The sequence below is a fragment of the Pararhodobacter zhoushanensis genome (assembly GCF_003990445.1).
Classification (GTDB): domain Bacteria; phylum Pseudomonadota; class Alphaproteobacteria; order Rhodobacterales; family Rhodobacteraceae; genus Pararhodobacter; species Pararhodobacter zhoushanensis.
In genome coordinates this window covers 199,001-221,420 of the sequence record NZ_REEZ01000003.1, presented here as the reverse complement: position 1 = coordinate 221,420, position 22,420 = coordinate 199,001, and the positions used below count along the sequence as shown (strand labels likewise).

At 66.7% G+C, this 22,420-nt stretch carries 21 protein-coding genes; 10 read left to right on the top strand and 11 right to left on the bottom strand.

Going from position 1 to position 22,420, the window contains the following annotated elements; all coding sequences use genetic code 11:
* Window positions 1-24: 24 nt before the first annotated feature.
* The gene (locus EAE28_RS09180) at window positions 25-2,220 is read right to left on the bottom strand and encodes a primosomal protein N' (protein WP_127105551.1); all 2,196 of its coding nucleotides are present in this window, start codon (window positions 2,218-2,220) and stop codon (window positions 25-27) included.
* A 97-nt stretch (window positions 2,221-2,317) separates the two neighbouring features.
* Here EAE28_RS09180 and fsa point away from each other — a divergent pair, with 97 nt between their 5' ends.
* From fsa to EAE28_RS09155, 6 genes are all read left to right on the top strand, one after another.
* Complete coding sequence (gene fsa / locus EAE28_RS09175) at window positions 2,318-2,971, top strand: fructose-6-phosphate aldolase (protein WP_127105550.1); 654 nt, start codon at window positions 2,318-2,320, stop codon at window positions 2,969-2,971.
* A gap of 42 nt (window positions 2,972-3,013) precedes the next feature.
* Complete coding sequence (locus EAE28_RS09170; protein WP_127105549.1) at window positions 3,014-3,730, top strand: DUF484 family protein; 717 nt, start codon at window positions 3,014-3,016, stop codon at window positions 3,728-3,730.
* A complete protein-coding gene (locus EAE28_RS09165; RefSeq protein WP_127105548.1) occupies window positions 3,727-4,689 on the top strand; it encodes a tyrosine recombinase XerC in 963 nt (320 codons plus the stop codon). The genes EAE28_RS09170 and EAE28_RS09165 overlap by 4 nt, the downstream gene beginning before the upstream one ends.
* Before the next feature lie 102 nt (window positions 4,690-4,791).
* Window positions 4,792-4,959 carry a hypothetical protein gene (locus EAE28_RS23710; protein ID WP_164736594.1) on the top strand — a complete coding sequence of 56 codons (168 nt, stop codon included), beginning with the start codon at window positions 4,792-4,794 and terminating at the stop codon, window positions 4,957-4,959.
* A gap of 111 nt (window positions 4,960-5,070) precedes the next feature.
* A complete protein-coding gene (locus EAE28_RS09160) occupies window positions 5,071-5,301 on the top strand; it encodes a hypothetical protein (protein WP_127105547.1) in 231 nt (76 codons plus the stop codon).
* Window positions 5,302-5,409: 108 nt separating this feature from the next.
* Window positions 5,410-6,105 carry a CDP-alcohol phosphatidyltransferase family protein gene (locus EAE28_RS09155; protein WP_127105546.1) on the top strand — a complete coding sequence of 232 codons (696 nt, stop codon included), beginning with the start codon at window positions 5,410-5,412 and terminating at the stop codon, window positions 6,103-6,105.
* Here the strand turns inward: EAE28_RS09155 and EAE28_RS09150 are convergent.
* Window positions 6,102-6,938 (bottom strand): EamA family transporter, encoded by an 837-nt coding sequence (locus EAE28_RS09150; protein WP_127105545.1) that lies wholly within the window; start codon window positions 6,936-6,938, stop codon window positions 6,102-6,104. The two genes, EAE28_RS09155 and EAE28_RS09150, sit on opposite strands and share 4 nt — an antisense overlap.
* 93 nt (window positions 6,939-7,031) lie before the next feature.
* Here EAE28_RS09150 and EAE28_RS09145 point away from each other — a divergent pair, with 93 nt between their 5' ends.
* Window positions 7,032-7,895: a LysR substrate-binding domain-containing protein gene (locus tag EAE28_RS09145; protein ID WP_127105544.1), complete on the top strand. Its 864-nt coding sequence runs from the start codon at window positions 7,032-7,034 to the stop codon at window positions 7,893-7,895.
* On the opposite strand, the gene EAE28_RS09140 is transcribed toward EAE28_RS09145, so the two are convergent.
* Together EAE28_RS09140 and ileS are read right to left on the bottom strand one after the other, a co-directional pair.
* Window positions 7,892-8,347: a methylated-DNA--[protein]-cysteine S-methyltransferase gene (locus tag EAE28_RS09140; protein ID WP_127105543.1), complete on the bottom strand. Its 456-nt coding sequence runs from the start codon at window positions 8,345-8,347 to the stop codon at window positions 7,892-7,894. The two genes, EAE28_RS09145 and EAE28_RS09140, sit on opposite strands and share 4 nt — an antisense overlap.
* A gap of 63 nt (window positions 8,348-8,410) precedes the next feature.
* On the bottom strand, window positions 8,411-11,326 hold the full coding sequence (gene ileS / locus EAE28_RS09135) for an isoleucine--tRNA ligase (protein WP_127105542.1): 2,916 nt from the start codon (window positions 11,324-11,326) through the stop codon (window positions 8,411-8,413).
* Between the two features lie 317 nt (window positions 11,327-11,643).
* Here ileS and EAE28_RS09130 point away from each other — a divergent pair, with 317 nt between their 5' ends.
* Window positions 11,644-12,138 (top strand): MarR family transcriptional regulator, encoded by a 495-nt coding sequence (locus EAE28_RS09130; protein ID WP_127105541.1) that lies wholly within the window; start codon window positions 11,644-11,646, stop codon window positions 12,136-12,138.
* Here EAE28_RS09130 and EAE28_RS09125 read toward each other — a convergent pair.
* Window positions 12,135-12,698 carry a YqgE/AlgH family protein gene (locus EAE28_RS09125; RefSeq protein ID WP_127105540.1) on the bottom strand — a complete coding sequence of 188 codons (564 nt, stop codon included), beginning with the start codon at window positions 12,696-12,698 and terminating at the stop codon, window positions 12,135-12,137. The two genes, EAE28_RS09130 and EAE28_RS09125, sit on opposite strands and share 4 nt — an antisense overlap.
* 130 nt (window positions 12,699-12,828) lie before the next feature.
* Between EAE28_RS09125 and EAE28_RS09120 the strand changes: the two genes are divergently transcribed.
* Complete coding sequence (locus EAE28_RS09120; RefSeq protein WP_127105539.1) at window positions 12,829-13,644, top strand: protein-disulfide reductase DsbD domain-containing protein; 816 nt, start codon at window positions 12,829-12,831, stop codon at window positions 13,642-13,644.
* A gap of 56 nt (window positions 13,645-13,700) precedes the next feature.
* Here the strand turns inward: EAE28_RS09120 and EAE28_RS09115 are convergent, their stop codons facing one another.
* From EAE28_RS09115 to EAE28_RS09090, 6 genes are all read right to left on the bottom strand, one after another.
* Window positions 13,701-17,105 carry an efflux RND transporter permease subunit gene (locus tag EAE28_RS09115; RefSeq protein ID WP_246022320.1) on the bottom strand — a complete coding sequence of 1,135 codons (3,405 nt, stop codon included), beginning with the start codon at window positions 17,103-17,105 and terminating at the stop codon, window positions 13,701-13,703.
* 3 nt (window positions 17,106-17,108) lie between these two features.
* Window positions 17,109-18,566 carry an efflux RND transporter periplasmic adaptor subunit gene (locus tag EAE28_RS09110; protein WP_342773084.1) on the bottom strand — a complete coding sequence of 486 codons (1,458 nt, stop codon included), beginning with the start codon at window positions 18,564-18,566 and terminating at the stop codon, window positions 17,109-17,111.
* A 91-nt stretch (window positions 18,567-18,657) separates the two neighbouring features.
* Window positions 18,658-19,200 carry a molybdenum cofactor biosynthesis protein B gene (moaB, locus tag EAE28_RS09105; RefSeq protein WP_127105537.1) on the bottom strand — a complete coding sequence of 181 codons (543 nt, stop codon included), beginning with the start codon at window positions 19,198-19,200 and terminating at the stop codon, window positions 18,658-18,660.
* A 3-nt stretch (window positions 19,201-19,203) separates the two neighbouring features.
* Window positions 19,204-19,818 (bottom strand): LysE family translocator, encoded by a 615-nt coding sequence (locus EAE28_RS09100; protein ID WP_127105536.1) that lies wholly within the window; start codon window positions 19,816-19,818, stop codon window positions 19,204-19,206.
* Window positions 19,815-20,405 carry a LysE family translocator gene (locus tag EAE28_RS09095; protein WP_127105535.1) on the bottom strand — a complete coding sequence of 197 codons (591 nt, stop codon included), beginning with the start codon at window positions 20,403-20,405 and terminating at the stop codon, window positions 19,815-19,817. The genes EAE28_RS09100 and EAE28_RS09095 overlap by 4 nt, the downstream gene beginning before the upstream one ends.
* Window positions 20,402-21,211, bottom strand: a complete 810-nt coding sequence (locus tag EAE28_RS09090) for a uracil-DNA glycosylase (RefSeq protein ID WP_246022319.1) — start codon at window positions 21,209-21,211, stop codon at window positions 20,402-20,404. Before EAE28_RS09090 ends, EAE28_RS09095 begins: the two co-directional genes overlap by 4 nt.
* 232 nt (window positions 21,212-21,443) lie before the next feature.
* On the opposite strand from EAE28_RS09090, the gene EAE28_RS09085 reads away from it, so the two are divergent.
* Window positions 21,444-22,385, top strand: a complete 942-nt coding sequence (locus EAE28_RS09085; RefSeq protein WP_127105533.1) for an aspartate carbamoyltransferase catalytic subunit — start codon at window positions 21,444-21,446, stop codon at window positions 22,383-22,385.
* The last annotated feature ends 35 nt before the right edge of the window (window positions 22,386-22,420 follow it).

Below are 22,420 nucleotides of genomic sequence, written 5' to 3'. Positions count from 1 at the left end.
CTTAGATAAGCCGCATCGGCGCGATCACCAGAAGCTTTGCGGATCAATATCCACCGCCAGCCGGGTATCTCCCGGCAGCTTGAGCGGGGCCAGCCACGCCCGGATCGCCTGCTGCAACGGCGCACCCTTGGCCGCCTTGACCAACAACCTCACCCGGTGACGCCCCCGCACCCGCGCAATCGGCGCGGGCGCAGGGCCGTAAACCTGCGCGCCGATCTTGTGCAGCGCCTCGGGGTTCCGGGCGAGCAGGTTGCCCATCTCGAACGCATGCTCCAGCGAGGTCGAGGACAGAATGATCCCCGCCAGCCGCCCATAGGGCGGCATGGCCAGCGCCTTCCGCTCGTTCGCTTCGGCCTGCCAGAAGCCTTCGTCATCGCCCGACAGGATCGCCTGAATGACCGGATGGTCCGGTTGGTGCGTCTGCAACAGCGCCAACCCCGGCTTGTCATGCCGCCCCGCCCGTCCGGCCACCTGCCGGATCAGCTGGAACGTGCGCTCGGCCGCGCGCAGATCGCCGCCGTGCAGGCCCAGATCGGCGTCGATCACCCCCACCAGCGTCAGCAGCGGAAAGTTGTGCCCCTTGGCCACCAGCTGCGTGCCGATGACGATATCCGCCGCCCCCGCCGCAATCGCCGCAATCTGTTCCTTCAGCGCACGGGCCGAGCCGAACAGGTCCGACGACAGCACCGCCACCCGCGCATCGGGCCACAGGCTGCGGGTTTCCTCATCCAGCCGCTCAACCCCCGGCCCGATCGGATGCATGGAGCCTTCGGTCTTGCACTCAGGGCAAGCGGTCGGCACGGGCGCGGTCGCACCGCATTGATGGCACATCAGCCGGTTGAGGAACCGGTGCTCGACCATGCGCGAGTCGCAATTTTCACAGGCGATCTGATGCCCGCAGGCGCGGCACGTCGTCACCGGTGCATAGCCGCGCCGGTTCAGGAACAACAGCGACTGCTCGCCCGCCGCCAGCCGCGCGTCCACCGCGTCTTTCAGCGCCGGTGCGATCCAGCGCCCATGCGGCAGTTTCTGCCCGCGCAGGTCGAGCGCGCGCATCTTCGGCAGCTCGGCCACGCCGAAGCGCGCGTGCAGATCGACGCGCTTGTACTTGCCCGCCTCGGCATTGGCCCAGCTTTCCAGCGACGGCGTGGCCGAGGCCAGCACCACCTGCGCCGAGGCCAGCGAGGCGCGCAGCACGGCCATGTCGCGGGCGTTGTACATCACGCCGTCGTCCTGCTTGTAGGACGTATCGTGTTCCTCATCGACCACGATCAGGCCCAGATCGCGGTACGGCAGGAACAGCGCCGAGCGCGCGCCGACCACCATCGACACCCGCCCCTCTCCGGCCATGCGCCACAGCCGCCGTCGCTCGGTCATCGTCACGCCCGAGTGCCACTCGCCCGGCCGCACGCCAAACCGCGCCTCGACCCGTTCCAGGAACCCCTCGGTCAGGCCAATCTCAGGCAGCAGTACCAAGGCCTGCCGCCCCTGCCGCAGGCAATTCGCAACGGCCTCCAGATACACCTCGGTCTTGCCCGAGCCGGTCACGCCCTTGAGCAGCGTCACGCCGAACCCGTCGCCCCCCGCCGCCAGCGCGTCCACTGCCGCCTGCTGATCCTCGGACAACGGCTTGCCCGCAAGCTCAGGGTCCAGCCGTGGATAGGGCTGATCCTTGGGCGCTTCGCCTTCGATCAGCGCGCCCTGCGCGGCCATCGTGTTCACCACGGAACTGGTCACCCCCGCCGCGCGCGTAATCTCGCCGATGGTCAGCGCCGAGCCGCCATAGCTGTCGAACACATCAAGCACCCGGCGGCGCGCGTCGGTCATGCGCACGGGCTCGGCATCGCCCAGCCGGAACACCCGGATCATCGCCGGGCCGGAACTGAGCCCCGGCGCACGCGTCGCCAGAAACAGCATCAGGCTGAGCGGGGTCAGCGTGTATTCCGCGGCGCGCATCAGGAAACTGTGCAGCTCGTCGCGCATCGGCGGCACATCCAGCACCCGGATCACCGCCCGCAGCTTCTCCAGCGGCAGCCCGCTTTCCGACGGCCCCCACACGCAACCCAGCACTTTGCGCGGCCCCAAAGGCACCTCGACAAAATCGCCGATCACCGCGCCACCCTCGGGCGCGCGGTAATCCAGCAGCCGGTCCAGCGGCTGCGTGGTCAGCACGGCGAGCGGCTCGCCGGGGGCAAAAGTGGAAACCGGGGACGCTTGCACGGGGGCAAAAGACCTTTCAGGCGGGGGTGCGATAGGATATGACGCCCCCGAACCTCTTCCGCAACCGCCCCCCTTCTTTCAGAGGAAATAGAGCGCGATGAAATTCTTTGTCGATACCGCCGATGTAGCGGCCATCCGTGAGCTGAATGACCTCGGCATGGTCGATGGCGTCACCACGAATCCCTCGATCATCCTGAAATCGGGCCGTGACATCATCGACGTCACCAAAGAGATCTGCTCGATCGTTGACGGCCCGGTTTCCGCCGAAGTCGTGGCGCTGGAATCCAGCGCGATGATCGCCGAAGGCAAACGCCTGGCCGAGATCGCGCCGAACATCACCATCAAGCTGCCGCTGACCTGGGACGGCCTGAAGGCCTGCAAAGTGCTGACCGGCGAAGGCCACATGGTCAACGTCACCCTGTGCTTCAGCGCCAATCAGGCCCTGCTTGCCGCCAAAGCCGGTGCCACGTTCATCTCGCCCTTCATCGGCCGTCTGGACGACATCAACTTTGACGGCATGGACCTGATCGCGGACATCCGCCAGATCTATGACAACTACGGGTTCGAGACGCAGATCCTCGCCGCCTCGATCCGCACGGTGAACCATGTCACCCAATGCGCGCTGGTTGGCGCCGATGTGATGACCGCCCCGCCGGAAGTGATCCGCAAGCTGGCGCAGCACCCGCTGACCGATGCAGGTCTGGCACAGTTCATGAAGGACTGGGAAAAAACCGGTCAGAAAATCGTCTGATCTGGTGTAGGGTCAGGGCGAAGGCACAAGATCGGGGCAGACATGGCAGCGACGGGACCGGCACAAGACGTCCGAACGCAGGATGAATGGCGGGCACGCGTGCTCGCCGATCCCGGCCTTGTGCTGGATGACCCCGATCTGATGCGCGCCCTTGTGCTGACCTCTGAACGCGCGATGGGCGGCAATGTCGTCGATCTGCGCGGCATGGCGATGGAGCGGTTGGAGTCCCGGCTGGACCGGCTGGAAGACACCCACCGCGCCGTCATCGCCGCCGCCTATGAGAACCTCTCCTCCACCAACCAGATCCACCGCGCGCTGCTGCGCCTGCTGGATGCCGAACGCTTCGAGACTTTCGTGCTCGATCTGGGTGGCGCGGTAAGCGAGATCCTTGGCGTCGATGCCGTGCGTCTGGTGCTCGAAAGCCCCGAGCCGTCCAATGGTCTGGGCAAGCTGGACGCGATCCTTCGCGTCAAGAAACCCGGCTACGTCGAAACCTACATGAGCGCCGGGCGTCCCGCGCCCGCGCGCCCCATCGTGCTGCGTCAGGGCGTGCCGCCCTCGGCGGGGCCTTATGGTGAAGTGGCCGCCGATCTGCGGTCTGAGGCGCTGATGCGCCTCGATCTGGGCAAGGGCCGTCTGCCCGGCATGCTGGCGATGGGCTCCGAAGACCCGCACCGCTTCAAGCCCGGTCAGGGCACCGACCTGCTCAGCTTCTTCACCGGCAGTTTCGAGCGCGTGCTCCGGCGCTGGCTGTCGTGACCAAGGGCGCGCCCAGCGCCATTTCTCCGGCTTTGCGCGACGCGCTTTCGCAGTGGCTGTCGCACCTGGGCGCGCTGAACGACGCCTCGGACCACACGGTTAACGCCTACCGCGCCGACGTCACCGAATTTCTCGATTTTCTTGCCCGTCACCACGGCGGCGCTGCCGGTCTGGACCAGTTGCGCGCGGTGGAAACCCGCGATCTGCGCGCTTGGATGGCCCACGCCCGCGCCGAGGGGCGCGGCGCGCGCACCCTCGCCCGCGCCCTGTCCGCGCTCAAAGGCTTCGCGCGCTGGCTGGCCGACCGTGAAGCCGGTTTCGACGCCACCGCCGTCCTCAGCGCCCGTGCCCCGCGCCACCAACGCCCGTTGCCCCGCCCGCTGGATGAAGACGCCGCCCGCGCCGTCACCGAGACGATCAGCGACGAAAAGGCCGAAGCCTGGGTCCGCGCCCGCGATGCCGCTGTCGTCTCGCTGCTCTACGGCTGCGGCCTGCGGATTTCCGAGGCGCTGGGTCTCACCGGTCGTGATGCCGCCCGCATCGCCACGCCGGGTGGCAGCCTGACCATCCTTGGCAAAGGCGGCAAAGAGCGCATGGTCCCCGTCCTTCCCGCCACCGCCGAGGCTGTCGCCGCCTATCAGCGCCTGTGCCCTTGGGACATCGCGCCGCAAAGCCCGCTCTTTCGCGGCATACGGGGCGGCCCGCTGAACCCGCGCCTGATCGCCCGCGCGATGGAGAGCGTGCGCCTGCGCCTTGGCCTGCCCGCCAGCGCCACGCCTCACGCGCTGCGCCACTCGTTCGCGACGCATCTGCTGTCGGCGGGCGGTGATCTGCGCGCCATTCAGGAACTGCTCGGCCACGCCAACCTGTCTACTACGCAGGTCTACACCGGCGTCGATACCGCCCGCCTGATGGAGGCTTACCGCGCCGCGCATCCGCGCGCGAAATCGGCAGGCTAAGCCAGCGCGACCAACGGCCCAAACATCGCCCGCAAGAAACTTTGAACCCTTTGCGCGGCCCCTGCGACGTACCGGTATCCTTCCTTGAACCGGAGCCCGTCGATGAAAACCCTCGCCCTGACCCTGATCGCCGCGACCGTCTTGTCGGTCACCACCGCACATGCCGAGATGGACGCCTCGTCGCCCTATGTCCGCGCCCCCGGCCACGGTGCTCAGCCCAGCCCGCCTGTCGTCCTCGGTGACGGCTCGGTCCGCACCATCCGCCGCTGACCCGGAGCCCGCCATGACCAAGCGTTTCACGATCTTCTCGCCCAAACCCAAGCTGCACGCACCGCGCCCGCTGCCGCTGCCCACGCCCCGCTGACCTCAGGTTTTTCGTCCATGAATACCCCCCAAACCGCCCTGCGCCTTGCCGTTGCCTTCGGCCTGCACGCGCTGACCGCTGTCGCGGGAAACGCCGCGCCCCCGCAGACCCCGCTGCGCCCGGTCCCCAGCGCGTTGATCATTACCGGCGACACATTGCCCGGCCCGGTCAGCGTCAATCTCTCGGGCGGCCAATCCCCGCAGGGCGACCCCGGCGTGCATGGCGTCATGGGTGCGCTAACGCTGTAAGCCACCCTGCACGCGGCACAATCATCCCCCGCGCGCAAGGATCACGAGTACCCATCCGCCGCACACAACGGGTTGCTTCGGCGCGGCAAACGGGTCAGACAGAAGGGCATGATCGAAACCTTTCGCGCCTATTTCGTACACATGTTCACCGCCACCGGGGCGGTGTTTGCCATGCTGGCCATGCTCGCCGCCGTCGACTCGCAATGGTCGCTGATGTTCCTGTGGCTGGTCGTCGCGCTGATCGTCGATGGTGTCGACGGACCGATGGCGCGCAAGTATGACGTCAAGACCAAGGCGCCGATCATCGACGGCGTGCTGCTCGATCTGATCATCGACTACCTGACCTATGTGTTCATCCCGGCCTTCGCGCTGTTCAACTCGGGGCTGCTGCCCGGCTGGACCGGCTGGATCGCGATCATCGTCATCACCTTCGCCTCGGTGCTCTATTTCGCCGATACGCGGATGAAGACCGCCGATGCCTCGTTCTCGGGCTTTCCGGGCTGCTGGAACATGGTCGCGGTGGTGGTCTTTGCCATACGCCCGGATTTCTGGGTCATTCTGGGGCTGGTCTTCGTGCTGTCGGTCACCATGTTCCTGCGCCTCAAATTCGTGCACCCGGTGCGCACCCAGCGCTGGCGGGCGATCACCCTGCCGATGGCGCTGGCCTGGGTCGCTTTGGCGACCATGGCCGCCTGGGCCGATTTCGCGCAGCCGATGCTGGTCACCTGGGGCCTCATCATCACCAGCGTCTACCTGCTTTGCGCCGGTTGCGTGCAGCAGGTGCTCTACCGCGAGCGGCTCTAGAGCCGCGTCAGCACCACGCCCGCCACGATCAGCACCGCCGCCAGCACCTTGCCCCGGTCCATCCGGTCGCCAAAGAACCACCAGCCGATCAGCACCGCGAACAGGATCGAGGTCTCACGCAGCGCGCCGACCAGCGCGATGGGGGCCTTGGTCATCGCCCAGACCGCAATCGCATAGGCCCCGAACGAGGCCGCAGCGGCCACCATCCCCAGTGCCCAGCCGCGCGCATCCGTGCGCAGCACTGCCCGCCCGCGCAGCGCAATCACGGCAGGCGTGTAAAACACCGCCGCCACCACCATCAGCCAGCCGACATAGGCCACCGGCTCGCCCGAGACCCGCGCGCCCAGACCATCCGTCAGCGTATAGCCCGCCGTCGCCAGTGCCGAGCCGAAGGCGAAGGGCAACAACCGCCGCGACTCGCCCGAGGTCAGCACACCCCGCGCCATCAACGCGATACCGCAGCCCAGCACCGCGATGCCCCACAGCGCCCCCGCTTCCAGGTCGTCCGACAAAAACAGCAGGCTGACCACCAGCACCAGCATCGGCGCCGCCCCGCGCGCGATGGGGTAGACCCGGCTCAGATCGCCCTGCTCATACGCATAGGCAAGGAACAGCTGGTAGCACATATGCACCACCCCCGAGGCCAGCAGCCACGGCCAGGCCTCGGGCGCAGGCAGCGGCAGACAAAGCGCCACGACCAGCCCGATCACCGCCTGCCCGGTCGACAGCAGGAACATAGACGTCTGCTTGCTCAGCCCGGTCTTGATGATCGCGTTCCACCCGGCATGCAGCAGGGCAGCGCACAGGACGGCCAGAAACACACCAAGGGTCATCGGACAGGCCTTTCACGGCGGTAAATCTGTGGACCAGAAATCACGAGCGCCTAAGATAATCAAAACAGAAATTCTCGCCGCTTTGTGAGCCTGATGAACATAGACCGCCGCACCCTGCCGCTCACCGCCCTGCGCGCTTTCGAGGCCTTCGGCAGGCTCGGCTCAATGTCTGCCGCCGCCGCCTCGCTGGGTGTCACCCACTCCGCCGTCTCGCGCCAGATCCGCCAGCTGGAGGATCTGCTCGGCGTCACGCTCACGACGGGCCCGCGCAGCGCCACCCGCCCCTCCGCTACCGGGCTGCTCCTGCTCCCCGCCCTTGCGCGCGGCTTTGACGCGCTCGAGGACGCCCTGCGCGCCCTGCCCCGCACCGCCGACAGCGTCGATGTCTCCAGCCTCGCCACCTTCGCGATGCGCTGGCTGATCCCCCGGCTGCACGGCTTTCAAGCGCTGCACCCGCAGCTGCGCGTGCGCCTGACCTCGGACCACGCACCGGTGGATACCTCAGCCTCGGGGCCGGATGTGGCGATCAGGGTTGGCACCGGCGCGTGGCCGGCGGGCTATGCCGTGACACCGCTTTTTGCCGACCTGACCGGTCCGGTTGTGGCCCCCGCCCTTGCTGCGCAGGTCACGCCCGACTTCGCCCATGTCCCGCGCCTGTCCAGCAGCTCGCGCGTCGGCACGTGGGAGGATTGGGCGCATGTCGCGGGCCACCGGCTGGCCCCGGCCAAGGATACCGTGTTCGAGCATTTTCACTACAAGATTGAAGCCGCGCTCTCGGGCCTTGGCGCTGCCGTCTTGCCCGAAGCCCTGATCCGCAACGAACTGGCCGCCGGACGGCTGATCGCCCCCTACGGGTTCCTGCCCACCGGCATGGAGTATGTCGCGCTACTGCGCCCCAACCCCTCGCGCCCGGCCCGGCAGTTCCGCGACTGGCTGGTCGAGGCCGCGCGCGCCTAGATCAGCAACCCGCCCGCGCGTTCGTGTTTCAGCAGCCAGACCTTTGTCTCAACCCCTTCGGGCGCGGAAAACCCGCCCAGCCCGCTGGCCCCGAGCACCCGGTGACAGGGCACGATCAGCGGGATCGGGTTGTGCCCGCACAGCTGCCCCATCGCCTGCGCGCTGACCTTCAGATCCCGCGCGATCTCGCCATAGGTCTGCGTCTCGCCCATCGGAATCGCCGCCATCGCCGCACAGGCCGCCTGCTGCGCCGCACTCGCCTCGATCCGCAGCGGCAGGTCAAACACCCGCCGCGTCCCGGCGAAATACTCGGCCACCTGCGCCGCCGCCATGGCCAGCAACGGCGTCTCGTCGTCGCCGTCATCCTCCCCCCAATGCGCCGCCGTGATCGCGCCGTCGCGCTCGATCAGCGTGAAAGGGCCGGTGGGGGTGTCGATGGTCAGGCGGGGCATGGGCATCACAAAGGAAAGGGGCGGGAATAACCCCGCCCCATCCTATCCCCAATCAGCGCCCGTTCAACCCAGCGCGGCGTCACAGCGCGCGCAGGTGCCGGGGTGTTTGTGCGTGCCCACATCCGGCAGGATCTTCCAGCAACGCTGGCATTTCTGCCCCTCGGCATGATGGAACACCACGCCGACGCCCGGCACATCGTCCATCGCAAAGGCCCCCTCAGGGGCGGCATCGGTGGTCAGCGTCAGCGCCGAGGTGATGCACAGCGTCGCGAAGGTGTCCGGGTTGGTCACGATCTGCGCCAGTTCGGGCGACAGGTACACCGTCGGCGCGGCCTCAAGGCTTGCGCCGATGGTCTTGGCCCGACGCTCGACTTCCAGCGCCCCGGTCACCACACGGCGCACCGCGCGCACGGTGGTCGAACGCGCGGCCAGGTCCGGTGCCAGCCACTCGGCCGGCGTGTCGGGGAAGTCCTGCAAATGCACGCTCCCTTCCTCGCCGGGGAAGCGCGACAGCCAGACGTCTTCCATCGTGAATGGCAGGATCGGGGCCAGCCAAGTCGTCAGCCGGTGGAACAGCGCGTCCATGACGGTCAGGCAGGACCGGCGCAGCGTGCTGTCGGACGGGTCGCAATAGAGCGCGTCCTTGCGGATGTCGAAATAGAAGGCCGACAGATCCGTCGTGGCGAAGGTGAACAGCGCCTGAAACACGCCCTGAAAGTCGAAGGCCGCATAACCCTTGCGCACCACCGCGTCCAGTTCCGCCAGCCGGTGCAGCATCAGCTGCTCCAGCTCGGGCATATCGGCATAGGCCACCGCCTGCGACGGCGCATAATCGCCCAGCGCGCCCAGCATGAAACGCAGCGTGTTGCGCAGGCGGCGATAGCTGTCCGCCGTGCCTTTCAGGATCTCTTTGCCGATCCGCTGGTCGACCGTGTAATCGGCCTGCGCCACCCACAACCGCAGAATGTCAGCGCCGTATTGCTCGATGATCTCTTGCGGCACGATGGTGTTGCCGATGGACTTGGACATCTTCATGCCCTTCTCGTCCAGCGTAAACCCATGCGTCACCACATTGCGGTAAGGCGCGCGGCCCTTGGTACCGCAGCCCTGCAACATCGAGGAATGGAACCACCCGCGATGCTGGTCGGTGCCTTCCATATAGACGTCGGCGATGCCGTCCGGCACGCCATCCGCGCGGTCGCGCAGCACGAAAGCATGGGTCGAACCAGAGTCGAACCACACGTCGAGAATGTCAAAAACCTGACTATACTCTTCGGGATTATGCAGGTCTTTCAGGATCTTCTCCTTGAAGCCTTGCACATACCAGACATCCGCGCCCTCAGCCTCGAAGGCCAGAACGATCCGCGTGTTGACGCGAGGGTCGCGCAGCAGGAAGTCTTCGTCGCCCGGTTTCGCACCGTTCTTGACGAAGCAGGTCAGCGGCACGCCCCAGGCGCGCTGCCGCGACAGCACCCAATCGGGCCGCGCCTCCATCATCGAATGCAGGCGGTTGCGGCCCGAGACCGGGGTGAACTTGACCAGATCCTCGATCGACTTCACCGCCCGCTGGCGGATCGTGTCGCCATACTGGCCCATGCCGTCGTCGAGCGGCTTGTCGATGGCGGCGAACCATTGCGGCGTGTTGCGGTAGATCACCGGCGCTTTCGAGCGCCAGCTGTGCGGATAGGAATGCTTGAGCTTGCCCTTGGCCAAGAGCGCGCCCGACCACGCCAGCTGCTTGATCACCGACACGTTGGCCGGGCCTTCCTTGCCATCGGGCAGGATGATGTGCTGACCGGCGAACAGCGGCAGATCGGCGCGGTAGCTGCCATCCGGCTCGACGTTATAGGTCATCGGCAGCTTGAACTTGACGCCCAGCTGATAGTCGTCATCGCCGTGGCTGGGGGCGGTGTGGACAAAGCCCGTCCCCGCATCCTCGGTCACATGGTCGCCCGGCAGCATCGGGACGTCATAGTCCCACTCGCCCTTGCCATTTTCCACGCCCCGGAACGGGTGCGCCAGAACCAGCGCGCCCAGTTCTTCGGCCGTGACGTCACGGAGCTTTTCAAAGCCCGTGACCTTGGCCGTGCTCAGGACGCCCTCGGCCAGCGCATCGGCCAACAGGACCGTCTCACCCACCGTCGCCGTCGATTTCTCGTCGGCTTCGGTGACACGGTAGAGGCCATAGGCGATGCCCGGATTGTACGCGACCGCGCGGTTCTGCGGCAGAGTCCACGGCGTCGTGGTCCAGATCACCACCGTCGCCCCGTCGAGAGCGCCGTCAACCGGCTTGAACCGCACCCAGACCTGATGGCTGGTGTGGTCGTGGTATTCAACTTCGGCCTCGGCCAGCGCGGTTTTCTCGACCGGCGACCACATCACGGGCTTTGAGCCCTGATACAGCGAGCCGTTCATCAGGAATTTCATGAACTCCTCGGCGATCACCGCCTCGGCATGATAGTCCATCGTCAGATAGGGGTCATTCCACGTGCCGGTGACGCCCAGCCGCTTGAACTCCTCGCGCTGGATATCCACCCAGCCCTCGGCAAACTTGCGGCATTCCTGACGGAAGGCGACGATATCCACGTCGTCCTTGTCCAGCCCTTTGGCGCGGTATTGTTCCTCGATCTTCCACTCGATCGGCAGACCGTGGCAATCCCAGCCCGGCACATAGCGGCTGTCGAAGCCCATCATCTGATGCGAGCGCACGATGATGTCCTTGATCGTCTTGTTCAGCGCATGGCCGATGTGCAGATGGCCGTTGGCATAGGGCGGGCCGTCATGCAGCGTGAAAGGCTTGCGCGCGGTGGCCTTGGCTTTCTCGCGCAGCTGCTCGTAGACGCCCAGCCGCTCCCAGCGGGCCAGCCATTCTGGCTCGCGCGCAGGCAGACCCGCGCGCATCGGGAACTCGGTTTCGGGCAGGAACAGGGTGTCTTTGTAGTCAGGGTATTCAGACGTCTGGGGGGTATCGGCACACATCGCGTGGGCTCCGGATCAACGAATTCTGGAAAGGATCTAGCAAGCTTCGGCGCAGGTCTCCATACGCCTTGTCCCGGCAACTCTGATCAGAGCGCCGGGCCGCTAATTCGAATGATGATCGCGCGCAAAGGCGAAAGGCGATACGTCATGCGCGCTCTATACGACGCCGCGCGGGACGGAGCAACGGGGACAAAGCACAAGGCAAGGGACAGTTCCTGTGCCGCGCTACAACCCAAGTGCAGCATGACTCGCGACAAACTGCTTCACCCGTGAAAAACCACTTGATTTTGCGGCGGCTCGCGCGCGAATGTTACCGTATGAAAACAGCTTCCAACCCGACTCCTGCAGCACTTCCCGACGGCATCCCGTCGGGCAAGGAATATTATGAACGCTCGCTCACCGTGGCCTTGCTGCGGGCGCGAGAATCGACGATGCGGCGGTTCAAGAAATATTCCGACGCCAGCGACCTGTCGCCGCCACAATGGCGCGTGCTGCGCGCCCTGGCCGATGGCGTGCCGCTGGACGCGGGCACGCTGTGCCAACGCTGTGTGATCCTGCCGCCATCACTGACGCGGATCCTGCGGGCGCTGGCAGAAAAGGGCATCATCCGGCAGGTCGACTGCTCGGACGCCCGCCGTCACATGGTCACGCTGACCGAACACGGCCAGACGATGTTCGGTCAACTTGTCGGCCAGTCCGAGGATTCGCGCCGGGAAATCGAGGAAGCTTTTGGCGAGGAGAAGATGTCGCTGCTGCTCGATCTGCTCAACGAGTTGCGTGAGATCACCGAGGCCCTGCCCCCCAACGCCTAAGCGCGACCGGCCACGGCGGACAGGCTCATCGGGTCCACGCCCATGGACCTGAGCGCCGCGTTCCACTGATGCTCGCCCGGCTGGGCGTCAAAGATCAGGCTGCGGGATGCTTCGCAGGTCAGCCAGGCATTCTGGCCGATCTCGCTTTCCAGCTGTCCCGGCCCCCAGCCCGAATAGCCCAGCGCCAGCAGCCACGCCTCGGGCCCTTCACCCCGCGCGATGGCGCGCAGGATGTCGGTCGAGGCACTCAGCAACAGCCCCTCGGGCAGTGCCTGCGCCGTGTCATCCACCGGGCTGCCGCCCTGATGCAGCACAAAACCGCGCTGCGTTTCGACCGGGCCGCCGGACAGCACAGCGGCCTCTTCGCGCTCGGGCGTGCAGGCGATGCCGATCTGGTCCAGCACCGTGCCCATGGTCAGCCGGGGCACCGGACGGTTCAACACCAGTCCGAACGCGCCCTCGGCACTATGCGCGCAGATATAGATGATCGCGTGCGAAAACCGCCGATCCCCCATGGACGGGGTCGAAATCAACAGCTTTCCGGTCAGATCGAAATCCATCACCGCACCGTTCCGAAACCTTGTGTCCCTACCAATGTGGCGTTGCCCCGACCAAAAGCCAAGGCACGCTCCCGGGATCTCTCGCCCTTTTGTGACTTTTCGCGCGCTGCCGTTCTGCTAAGCATTTGCCATGACCCTGACATCCCTGCCCCGTATCCTGACGCTCTGCGCTCTCGCACTGTCGCCCCTGTCGACTGCGGCCCAAGCGCAGGTGTCGAACCCTGTCCTGTCGGCCGAGATTCTACCCGGCTGGACCACCGAGCGCGGCACGCGCATGGCGGCGCTGCATCTGGTGCTGGCCCCGGGTTGGCACACGTATTGGCGCAACCCCGGTGAGGCAGGTATCGCGCCGCGCTTTGACTGGGGCGCGTCGCAGAACGTGGCCAGTGTGCGCGCCATCTGGCCGCGCCCGCAGATCTTCGACCAGAACGGCTATCGCAGCTACGGGTACGAGGACGAGTTGCTTCTGCCGATCGAGGTCACCCCGCAGGATGGCGCACATCCGATGGCACTGCTCGGCGCGTTGGCGATTGGCGTTTGCGCCGACACCTGCGTGCCTGCCGATGTCGCCGTGCAGGGCGTGTTGCGCGGTGCCGGTGAACACGACCGCCGCATCACCGCCGCGCTGGACAACCGGGCCGAGCCGGGCGCTCAGGGCGGCCTGACCCGCGCGATCTGCCAGCTGCACCCCGGCGACCGCGACGCCGAGCTGACGCTGCGCACCTCTGTCCCCTCGATCGGGCGGACCGAGGCGGTGATTGTCGAGGTGCCCGGCTACCGCGTCACCGACGCTCAGACCCGGCGTGAGGGTGGCGATCTGGTCACGCAGGCCCGCCTGCGCGCGCCGCGGCGCGGCGACCCGATGATCTTTGACCGCGCAAGCATCGTGTTTACCGTGCTGTCCGAAGAGCAGATGCTCGTCTCGCAAGGCTGCACCGGCGGCTGAGCCGCCGGTTCGTCCCCCGTTCTGAGCGGCCAAGCCGCCGGTCTTACCGCGACCGCTTACTCGGCAGGCTCAACCGGCGGTTTGCGCCGCAGCGCCATGGTCAGCGCGCCAGCCAGCCAGACAGCCAGTATCCCCACCGCCACCGTCACCACGAAAACCCCCAGCGCGGCCAGCAGGCCCGTCGCGCCCGGCAGCGCCAGCGCCGTCAACGGCCCTGGCACCTGCATCACCAGCCCCCAGCCCAGTGTCAGCGCGAACGCCACCGCCACCAGCGCCGCCGCCAGCCACGGGAGTACCCGCACGCCGCCGCCCACCTGCCCCGCCGGCATGCGGAACGCGCGCCGGGCCGAGCGGACGGCCCGCTCCAGATCATGCCCTGCCGCCAGCATCGCGGGCACGATCAGCAGCACCAGCACCATGCCAAAACCCAGCCCGTATGACAGCGTGACAACGGTTGGCCGCAGGAACTGCGCATCATTCGAGCGCTCGAACAACAGCGGTCCCAACCCGAAAACCGTCGTTGCCGTGGTCAACAGCACCGGACGCAAGCGATCCCCAGCCGCGTCGGCAATCGACGGGAACAACCCGCGATCTTTGGAATACTCATCCACCGTCGAGACCAAGACAATGGAATCGTTGATGATAATCCCGGCCATGCCGATGATGCCCACGACTGAGAACATGGTCATCGGGATACCCCATTGCGCGTGACCATAGATCACCCCGATCATCCCGAAGGGGATCACCGACATCACCACCATCGGCCGCACCCAGCTGCTGAACACCCAGGCCAGCACCAGATAGATTGCGATCAGACACCCAATCGCGCCCAGCGTCGCATCGCCGAGGAACTCGTTTTCCTGCTCGCTCAGGCCCGACAGACGGAAGGTCACGCCGTAATCCTCGGCCAGACGCGGCAGCATCTGCGTCTCCATCTGGCTGAGCAGATCGCGCGCCGCCGCAGGGTCACCCTCGTCCAGCACGCCCGACACCGTCACCAGCTGCAACCCGTTCTCGCGCTGGATGGAGGAGAAGCCCTGCCGCGTCTCGACCCGCACAATATCGCCCAAGGGCAGGTAACGGCCCGATGCACTGCGCAGCAGCGTGTTCTCCAGAAAATCCGCCGCGCGCTCGTTCTCGGGCAGCGTGACCCAGATCGACGCCGAGCGCACCCCGTCCGGGAAGGTCGCCGCTTCGATCCCGCTCAACCGTTGGCGCAACTCGCGCGCCAGCGTGTCGGTGGAAAAGCCCAGCGCCTGCCCCTGTGGGGTCAGTTCGAGCACCAGCTCTTCCTTGTCATAGGCCAGCGTATCTTCAAGCCCGGTCACCAGCGCAAACTGCGCCAGCTGCGCCTTGAGCGCCTCGGCAGCCGCCTTCAGCGTCTCGGCATCGCCGCCGATCAGATCGACCGACAGCGAATCCCCGCCCGGCCCCATGCCGAACGAGCGGAAACTCAACTCCTCCAGCAGCGGGCTCTGGCGTACCTCGTCTTGCAGCATCGAGGTGAACTCGAACGACGAATACGGCCGGTGGTCCGCCCCGATCAGGTCGATGGTGATCGACCCCAGCTGATCCGCATCCCGGTTCTCGGCTGCCGCCAGCGACCGCCCCGCGTTGCCGCCGACCTCGGCCACGATCGAGGCGATGGGCCAGGTGCCATGCTCGGCCTCCAGCCGCGTCGCCAAGGCATTCGTCGCGCGTTGCAGCTCGAACATCATCGCCTGCGTGTCGTCACGCGTCGCATCCGCAGCCATCAGGAAATTGGCGCTCAGCGTGCCTTGCTCGGGCGATGAGAAAAACCGCCACGGCACGTCCCCGCGCAGGAACATCGTCCCGGTATAGGCCAGCGCCACCATCAACGCGGCCAGAACCACGTAACGCGCCCGGATCACCAGCCGCATGAAGGGCAGAAACATGCGCTGACGGAACCAGTCAAACCCCTTGTTCACGGTGCGCGACGGCCAGTCGTACCAATGCTCCTTGGCCGAGCCCGCCAACGCATGCGCCATGTGGTTGGGCAGGATCAGGAAGCATTCAATCAACGACGCCAGCAGCACCATGATCACCGTCCAGGGGATATCGGCAATCATGTCGCCAAAGCGCCCGCCGATCACGGTCAGCCCGCCAAACGCGATGATCGTAGTCAGCGACGCCGCTAGCACCGGCATTCCCATGCGGGTCGCGGCGTTTTCCGCCGCCTGATAGGGCGTTTCTTTGAGAACCCGGTAGCGATAATCGGCGTGCTCGCCCACCACGATGGCATCATCCACCACGATGCCCAGCGTGATGATCAGCGCAAAGAGCGAGATCATGTTCAGGCTCATGCCGGTGACATACATCATCGCGACGGCGGCCAGCATGCTGACCGGAATCCCCGCCGCCACCCAGATCGCCGTGCGCGCGTTCAGGAACAAGAACAGCAACAGCACCACCAGCGACAGCCCTTGTAACCCGTTGCTCACCAACAGGTTCAACCGGCCCGAGATCATATCGGCCCGCGCATTCGCCAGCTCGATCCGCACGCCCTGCGGCAGCGACAGCATCATCTCGTCGGCGACGTTCTGCACCGTCTCCTGAATGCCAATCGCATCGCCATTGGCCGAGCGATCCACCCGCACCACCACCGCCTGACTGTCGCCGACATAATAGGATCGGTCCCGGTCGATATCGCGGCTCAGCACGGTCGCGACATCGCCCACGGTCAGCGTGCTGCCATCAGCACCCGAACGCAGGACGATGGCGTTGATCTCCTCGGGCGTGCGGCGGGCCGAGCCGGTGCGCACCCGCTGCGCGCCCCCGGCCAGCTCGCCGGACGGGTCCGCCGCCACCGATGTCTCGATGGCCGCCGCGATCTCTGCCAGCGTCACGTCGTATTGCACCAGCCTCATAGCCGGCACCTCGACCGACACCTCGGGCGAGGCGATGCCCTGGATCGACGCCCGCGTGATCCCGGCGGCAAACAGCCGCGCGACGAATTCATCGGTGAACAGCGCCAGTTGCTGAATGCCCACCGGCCCGGTCAGGATCACATTCGTCACCCGGTCGCGCCAGTTCGACCGCGTTACGCGCGGGTCATCGGCATCGGTGGGCAGCGTGTTGATCGCGTCCAGCGCGTCCTGCACATCCGAGGCCGCGCGCTCGGTGTCATAACCCGGCTCGAACTCAAGCGAGATCTGCGCGCGCCCTTCCGACGCAGTGGACGAGGTCGAGGTAACACCCTCGACCGCCATCATCACCGGCTCGACGATCTGGATGATGGCGGAATCCACATCCGCCGCCCCCGCGCCGGTCCAGGGGATCGACACATTGACCGTATCGACGACGATATCGGGGAAAAACTGAGCATGCATGCGCGGCACGGCGACGATGCCAGCCGCCAGCATGAGCACCAGCACCAGATTGGCAGCGGTTCTGTGGCGCGTGAAATACCGAAAGAGCCCCAGCGATGTCTCTGCAATCACCCGTCAGCCCCCCTGCCGCCCGCCGCCCTGCTCCAGCCGTTCGATCAGCTGCGAGGGCACGCTTTCCTGTTCCAGCTGCGCCAGAATGCGCGTGCGCACCTGTTCGGGCATCCGGGTATTGGCCGACACCCGCGCGATCAGCTCGGCGCGGCGTTCGGGGTCCAGCGCGACCAGATCAGGCGCGGCAGGGATCTCTGCCGCGGCATCGCGCTGCGGGCGCACGCGGATGCCCGCGCCCAGCAGCGGGTTACGCGCCGCGACAATCTCGCGCCCGGTCAACGCGCCGGTGCGGATCAGCACGCTGTCACCCTGACGGCGCACCACTTCGACCGTCGCCGCCTCAAGCCGGTCCTCAGCCGCCAGCACCAGAACCCCGCCCTGTGCATCGACCGCAGCGGCGGGCACCATGGCCACACCCGGCAGCTCGGGCTCGGTGATCCGCACGGTCACGAAATCGCCGGGGCGAAAGCCGCGCGGCGCGTCGATGGCGGCATAGACCAGACGGCCCGACTGCCCCTCACCGACCGAGGGCGCCGCCCGGCTCAACACGGCAGGCGAGGTGATTTCCAGCCCGCCCAGCTCCAACGCCACCTGCGCGCGCGCGGCGATCAGCGCGCCCTGCGCATCGAGCAGCCGCAGGTATTGCGCGGTAGACAGGCGGAACGACACTTCCAGCGAATCCGGGTCGATGATCGACGCGATCCGCTCGTTCGAGGCCACATGCCCGCCCGCTACAGCATTGGTATCGCTCAACACGCCGTCGAAACTGGCGGTGATCGCGGTTTCGGTCACCCGGCGCTCGGCCTCGGACAGATTGATGCGTTGACGCTCAACCGCCGTTTCAGCCGTGGCCACGCGAGCCTCGGCCTGTGCCTCGGCCTGACGGCGGGCAATCACGGCAGCGCGCGCGGCGGCGAAGGCCAGCTCGGCCTCTTCAACAGTCGCTTCGGTGCCCACGCCGCGCTCGCTCAGCGTCTGCCGCCGCTCGAACGCGCGCTGGCGCAGATCGGCCTGCGCCTCGCTCTCGGCCCGGTCCAGATGCGAAAGTTCCAGCGCAGCCTGCGCATCGCGCAGCTCGTCCTCGGCCTGTGACAGATCCGTGCGCACCAGATCGCGTGCCGCCGTCGCATCCGCCGGGTCCAGCCGCACCAGCACCTGACCCGCTGTCACGGCAGCGCCCTCTTCAAATCCGTCGGCCATTTCAAGGATCCGCCCGGCCGAGGGTGCCCGCAACTCCAGCGTCCGGCGCGAAACAACCTCGCCAAAGGCTGACAGAACCGGCGACATTGCCCCCGGCTCCAAACGCATCACCCGCACGGTGAACACCCGTTCGCGCGCCATGCGGGGCATGTTTTCCTGCGCCGCGCGATCCGCCAGCGTGTCGCGAACCATGCCACCGGCGACGGCGAGCAAGCCCAGAGCCAAGGCCCCCAGAAACACAGCGATCAGGCTGCGGGTCATAAAGCGCATTATGGGTCTTTCATCTGTGTAGTGACGATACGAGACATGAACCGCAGCAGATCACCGCGCAAGTCTTGTACGCAAGGCGCGGTCACTTCCGTCGCAGATGTTCATCCAAACGGGGCATGATTTCGACGAAATTGCACGGCCGGTGCCGAAAATCGAGCTGCCAGTGCAGGATTTCGTCCCACGCGTCGCGGCACGCCCCCGGCGATCCGGGCAACGCAAACAGATAGGTTCCGCCTGCTACACCGCCGGTTGCACGGCTCTGCACCGCCGATGTGCCGATTTTCTGCATGGAAACCATGGTGAAAACCGTGCCGAAGGCCTCGATCTCTTTTTCATAGACATCACGATGCGCCTCGACCGTCACATCACGTCCGGTCAGGCCTGTGCCGCCCGTGGTCAGGATCACATCTATGTCAGGATCCGCGCACCAGACCCGCAACTGAGCGGCGATCTGCGCGCGCTCGTCTTGCAGGATCATCCGCGCCGCCAGCACGTGCCCGTCGGCCTCAAGCCGCTGCACCAGCGTGTCGCCCGAGCGATCCTCGGCCACCGTGCGGGTGTCGGACACGGTCATCACCGCAATGCGCACCGGGATGAAGTCCTTGCTCTCATCGATCCTGCCCATGGTTCAGCTCCTCTGCATCAGCGCCAGACGCAGCGCCAAGGCCGTAAAGATACCCGCCGAGACGCGCCCCAGCACCGTGGCAAACCGCGCCGAGCGCATCAGGCGGCCCGCTGCCCCGCCTGCCGCCAGCCCGACCGCACCATTCACCACCAGCCCGCCGACCGACAGCACCGCGCCGAACAGCAGGAACTGCGGCAGGATCGGGCGCGCAGGGTCAACGAATTGCGGGATGAAGGCCAGTACGAAGAGGATCACCTTGGGGTTCAGCAGATTGACCACGAGGCCCTCGCGAAACGCCCGCCCCGGCGAAACCGGCGGCACCTCGGGCAAACCGCTGGCGCGCAGCGACTTGACCGCCAGCCAGAGCAGATAGGCCACGCCCAGCCAGCGCACCGCCTCGAACATCCCCGGATGCGCCGCCATCAGCGCGCCCAGACCCAGACCGGCGACCAGCACATGCACCATGCCACCGCAGGCAATCCCGACATTCGCCGCCATCGCCGCGCGCGGACCACCCCGCAGGCCTTGGCCCAGACAGAACATCATATCCGCCCCCGGCGTCAGGTTCAGCGCCAGCGCGGCAGGGATATAGGCCAGCAAGACAAGGGGCTCGATCATCCGCGCTCTCCTGCGATCACACGAAACGCCAACAACCCGAATATCCCGGCGCTGATCCCCCGCCACCAGCGTGATCCGGCCAGCAGCGTTCCCAACCGCGCGGCCTGAGCGCCGGCCAAAGCATTCACACAAAACCCGCACCCCGCCATGACCACCGCCAAGCCCAAGGTCTGCGGTAAAAGCGGATGCGCCGGGTCCAGAAACTGCGGCAGGACGCCCAGCGAAAAGCCTGCCCCTTTGGGGTTCGTCAGCGCCACCAGCAACCCGCCGGGCACGCCCGCCGCGCGGGCTGGCCCTGCGTCACCAGACTGCCAGGCGCACCACGCCAGCCAAAGCAGATACCCCGCCCCGAACCAGCGCAGCAGCGAGAAGGCGTCCGGCGCGTTGACCAACAGCGCCGACAGACCCAGCCCGGCGAGCGCAGCCCCGGCGAAAGCCCCCAGCGCCATGCCCAAGGCCGACCGCAGCGCCCTGCCCGCGCCGAACCGTGCGCCTTGTCCGATGCAGAACATCATCTCGGGCCCCGGTATCAGGGCAAGCGCCAAGGCGGCAGGGAAAAACGCCAGCAGCACCAGCGGGTCGATCATGGCAAATCCCGCATCCGCGCCTGCAGTGACAACAGATCGGCCCAGGCCTCGCGCTTGGCTTCGGGCGAGCGCAGCAGATAGGCCGGGTGCAGCATCGGCAGCGCGGGACGGCCCTGCGCCTCGCCCCATTTGCCGCGCAGCCGCAGGATGCCGCGTTGTCCCATCAGCGCGTCGCAGGCGACGTTGCCGATCACCACGACCAGATCGGGATCGGCCAGCTCTATATGGCGCAGCAGGAAGGGTTTGAGCATCGCCAGCTCGTCCCGCGTCGGCTCGCGGTTGCCGGGTGGACGCCACGGCACGGTGTTGGTGACATAGAACGCGGTTGCCGGATCAGGGCTGTGACGCGACAGACCGATGGCGGCAAACATCTTGTCCAGCAGCTGCCCAGCGCGGCCCACGAAGGGCTTGCCTTGCTGGTCTTCCTCGGCGCCGGGGCCCTCGCCGACCAGCATCACGCGGGCCTTGGGGTTGCCATCGGAAAACACACAGCTTCGCGCCCCGCGCCGCAGCTCGCAGTGACCGTAATCGGCCAAGGCCTCGGCCAGCGCGGGCAGATCCTGCGCGGCGGCGGCGATGCGCCGGGCCTCGGCCACCGCGTTCGCTGTCTCTTGGGCTGGTGTGGCCTTGGGGACGATGGTGGGGGCTTTGGCCTCGGCCTCGGGCGCGGGCTCACGCGGAGCCTCGCGCGCGGCGCGAAGCTCGGCGGCATGGGCAAACCGATCCACCGGCTCCGCGAGAATCGCGTCCGTCACGCCCAGTTCGACCTGCCATTCCAGCAGCGCCCGGGCCAGGTTCCAGTCCATGGCAGCCGTCATGGCGCTGACCCTAGCGGATCACGCGCGGCTCGCCAATGAGTCGCGGGCAGGTCGGGGGGCTGCTCGCCCCCCGAACCCCCTCGCCAAAGGGGAAGCACGCTCCCCCTTTGGAAACCCCCGTGAGTATTTGGGACAAGATGATGAGGCGGGGTTGGGGGCTTTCTTCTTGCCCGTGCGCCCGGCGCTTTCTATACCGCCAGCAAATCCCTGCGAGGCCCGCATGACCTATACGCACCGCCATCTTCTTGGGATCGAGCCGCTGGATCCCGCCGAAATCACCACGATCCTTGATCTGGCCGAGGATTACGTGACGCTGAACCGCTCGACCGACAAGCATTCCGAAGCGTTGCGCGGGCTCACCCAGATCAACATGTTCTTCGAGAACTCCACCCGCACGCAGGCCAGTTTCGAACTGGCCGGCAAGCGGCTGGGGGCGGATGTGATGAACATGTCGATGCAATCCTCTAGCGTGAAGAAGGGCGAGACGCTGATCGACACCGCGCTGACCCTGAACGCGATGCACCCTGATCTGCTGGTCGTGCGGCATCCCCATTCCGGCGCAGTCGATCTTCTGGCGCAGAAGGTGAATTGCGCCGTGCTCAACGCCGGGGACGGCAAGCACGAGCACCCGACGCAGGCACTGCTCGATGCGCTGACCATCCGGCGCAAGAAGGGCCGGTTGCACCGTCTGACCGTGGCGATTTGCGGCGACATCGCGCACAGCCGGGTGGCGCGCTCGAACCTGATCCTGCTGGGCAAGATGGAGAACCGCGTACGCCTGATCGGGCCGCCGACGCTGATGCCCGCGGGCGTCGCCGAGTTCGGCTGCGAGGTCTATGACGACATGCGGCAAGGGCTGGAAGGCGCGGATGTGGTGATGATGCTGCGCCTGCAAAAAGAGCGGATGGACGGCGGGTTCATCCCGTCCGAGCGCGAATATTACCACCGCTACGGGCTGGACGCCGAGAAGCTGGCCTTCGCCAAGGAAGACGCCATTGTCATGCACCCCGGCCCGATGAACCGCGGCGTCGAGATCGACGGCACCATTGCCGATGACATCAACCGCTCGGTCATTCAGGAGCAGGTGGAGATGGGCGTCGCCGTGCGTATGGCGGCGATGGACCTGCTGGCGCGCAACCTGCGGGCGGCGCGGGCGGCCTGAGGCCGCCTTGCCAGCGCCGCCGCGGGTTGGCACGA

What these genes read in the sequence shown, in the direction of transcription:
- EAE28_RS09100 (WP_127105536.1), bottom strand. Translation starts at nt 19,818, where the DNA reads ATGATCGAGCCCCTTGTCTTGCTGGCCTATATCCCTGCCGCGCTGGCG.
- moaB (WP_127105537.1), bottom strand. Translation starts at nt 19,200, where the DNA reads ATGGGCAGGATCGATGAGAGCAAGGACTTCATCCCGGTGCGCATTGCG.
- EAE28_RS09170 (WP_127105549.1), top strand. Translation starts at nt 3,014, where the DNA reads ATGGCAGCGACGGGACCGGCACAAGACGTCCGAACGCAGGATGAATGG.
- EAE28_RS09120 (WP_127105539.1), top strand. Translation starts at nt 12,829, where the DNA reads ATGACCCTGACATCCCTGCCCCGTATCCTGACGCTCTGCGCTCTCGCA.
- EAE28_RS09090 (WP_246022319.1), bottom strand. Translation starts at nt 21,211, where the DNA reads ATGGACTGGAACCTGGCCCGGGCGCTGCTGGAATGGCAGGTCGAACTG.
- EAE28_RS09095 (WP_127105535.1), bottom strand. Translation starts at nt 20,405, where the DNA reads ATGATCGACCCGCTGGTGCTGCTGGCGTTTTTCCCTGCCGCCTTGGCG.
- EAE28_RS09130 (WP_127105541.1), top strand. Translation starts at nt 11,644, where the DNA reads ATGAAAACAGCTTCCAACCCGACTCCTGCAGCACTTCCCGACGGCATC.
- EAE28_RS09110 (WP_342773084.1), bottom strand. Translation starts at nt 18,566, where the DNA reads ATGACCCGCAGCCTGATCGCTGTGTTTCTGGGGGCCTTGGCTCTGGGC.
- EAE28_RS09085 (WP_127105533.1), top strand. Translation starts at nt 21,444, where the DNA reads ATGACCTATACGCACCGCCATCTTCTTGGGATCGAGCCGCTGGATCCC.
- EAE28_RS09160 (WP_127105547.1), top strand. Translation starts at nt 5,071, where the DNA reads ATGAATACCCCCCAAACCGCCCTGCGCCTTGCCGTTGCCTTCGGCCTG.
- EAE28_RS09145 (WP_127105544.1), top strand. Translation starts at nt 7,032, where the DNA reads ATGAACATAGACCGCCGCACCCTGCCGCTCACCGCCCTGCGCGCTTTC.
- EAE28_RS09125 (WP_127105540.1), bottom strand. Translation starts at nt 12,698, where the DNA reads ATGGATTTCGATCTGACCGGAAAGCTGTTGATTTCGACCCCGTCCATG.
- EAE28_RS09155 (WP_127105546.1), top strand. Translation starts at nt 5,410, where the DNA reads ATGATCGAAACCTTTCGCGCCTATTTCGTACACATGTTCACCGCCACC.
- EAE28_RS09150 (WP_127105545.1), bottom strand. Translation starts at nt 6,938, where the DNA reads ATGACCCTTGGTGTGTTTCTGGCCGTCCTGTGCGCTGCCCTGCTGCAT.
- fsa (WP_127105550.1), top strand. Translation starts at nt 2,318, where the DNA reads ATGAAATTCTTTGTCGATACCGCCGATGTAGCGGCCATCCGTGAGCTG.
- EAE28_RS09140 (WP_127105543.1), bottom strand. Translation starts at nt 8,347, where the DNA reads ATGCCCCGCCTGACCATCGACACCCCCACCGGCCCTTTCACGCTGATC.
- ileS (WP_127105542.1), bottom strand. Translation starts at nt 11,326, where the DNA reads ATGTGTGCCGATACCCCCCAGACGTCTGAATACCCTGACTACAAAGAC.
- EAE28_RS23710 (WP_164736594.1), top strand. Translation starts at nt 4,792, where the DNA reads ATGAAAACCCTCGCCCTGACCCTGATCGCCGCGACCGTCTTGTCGGTC.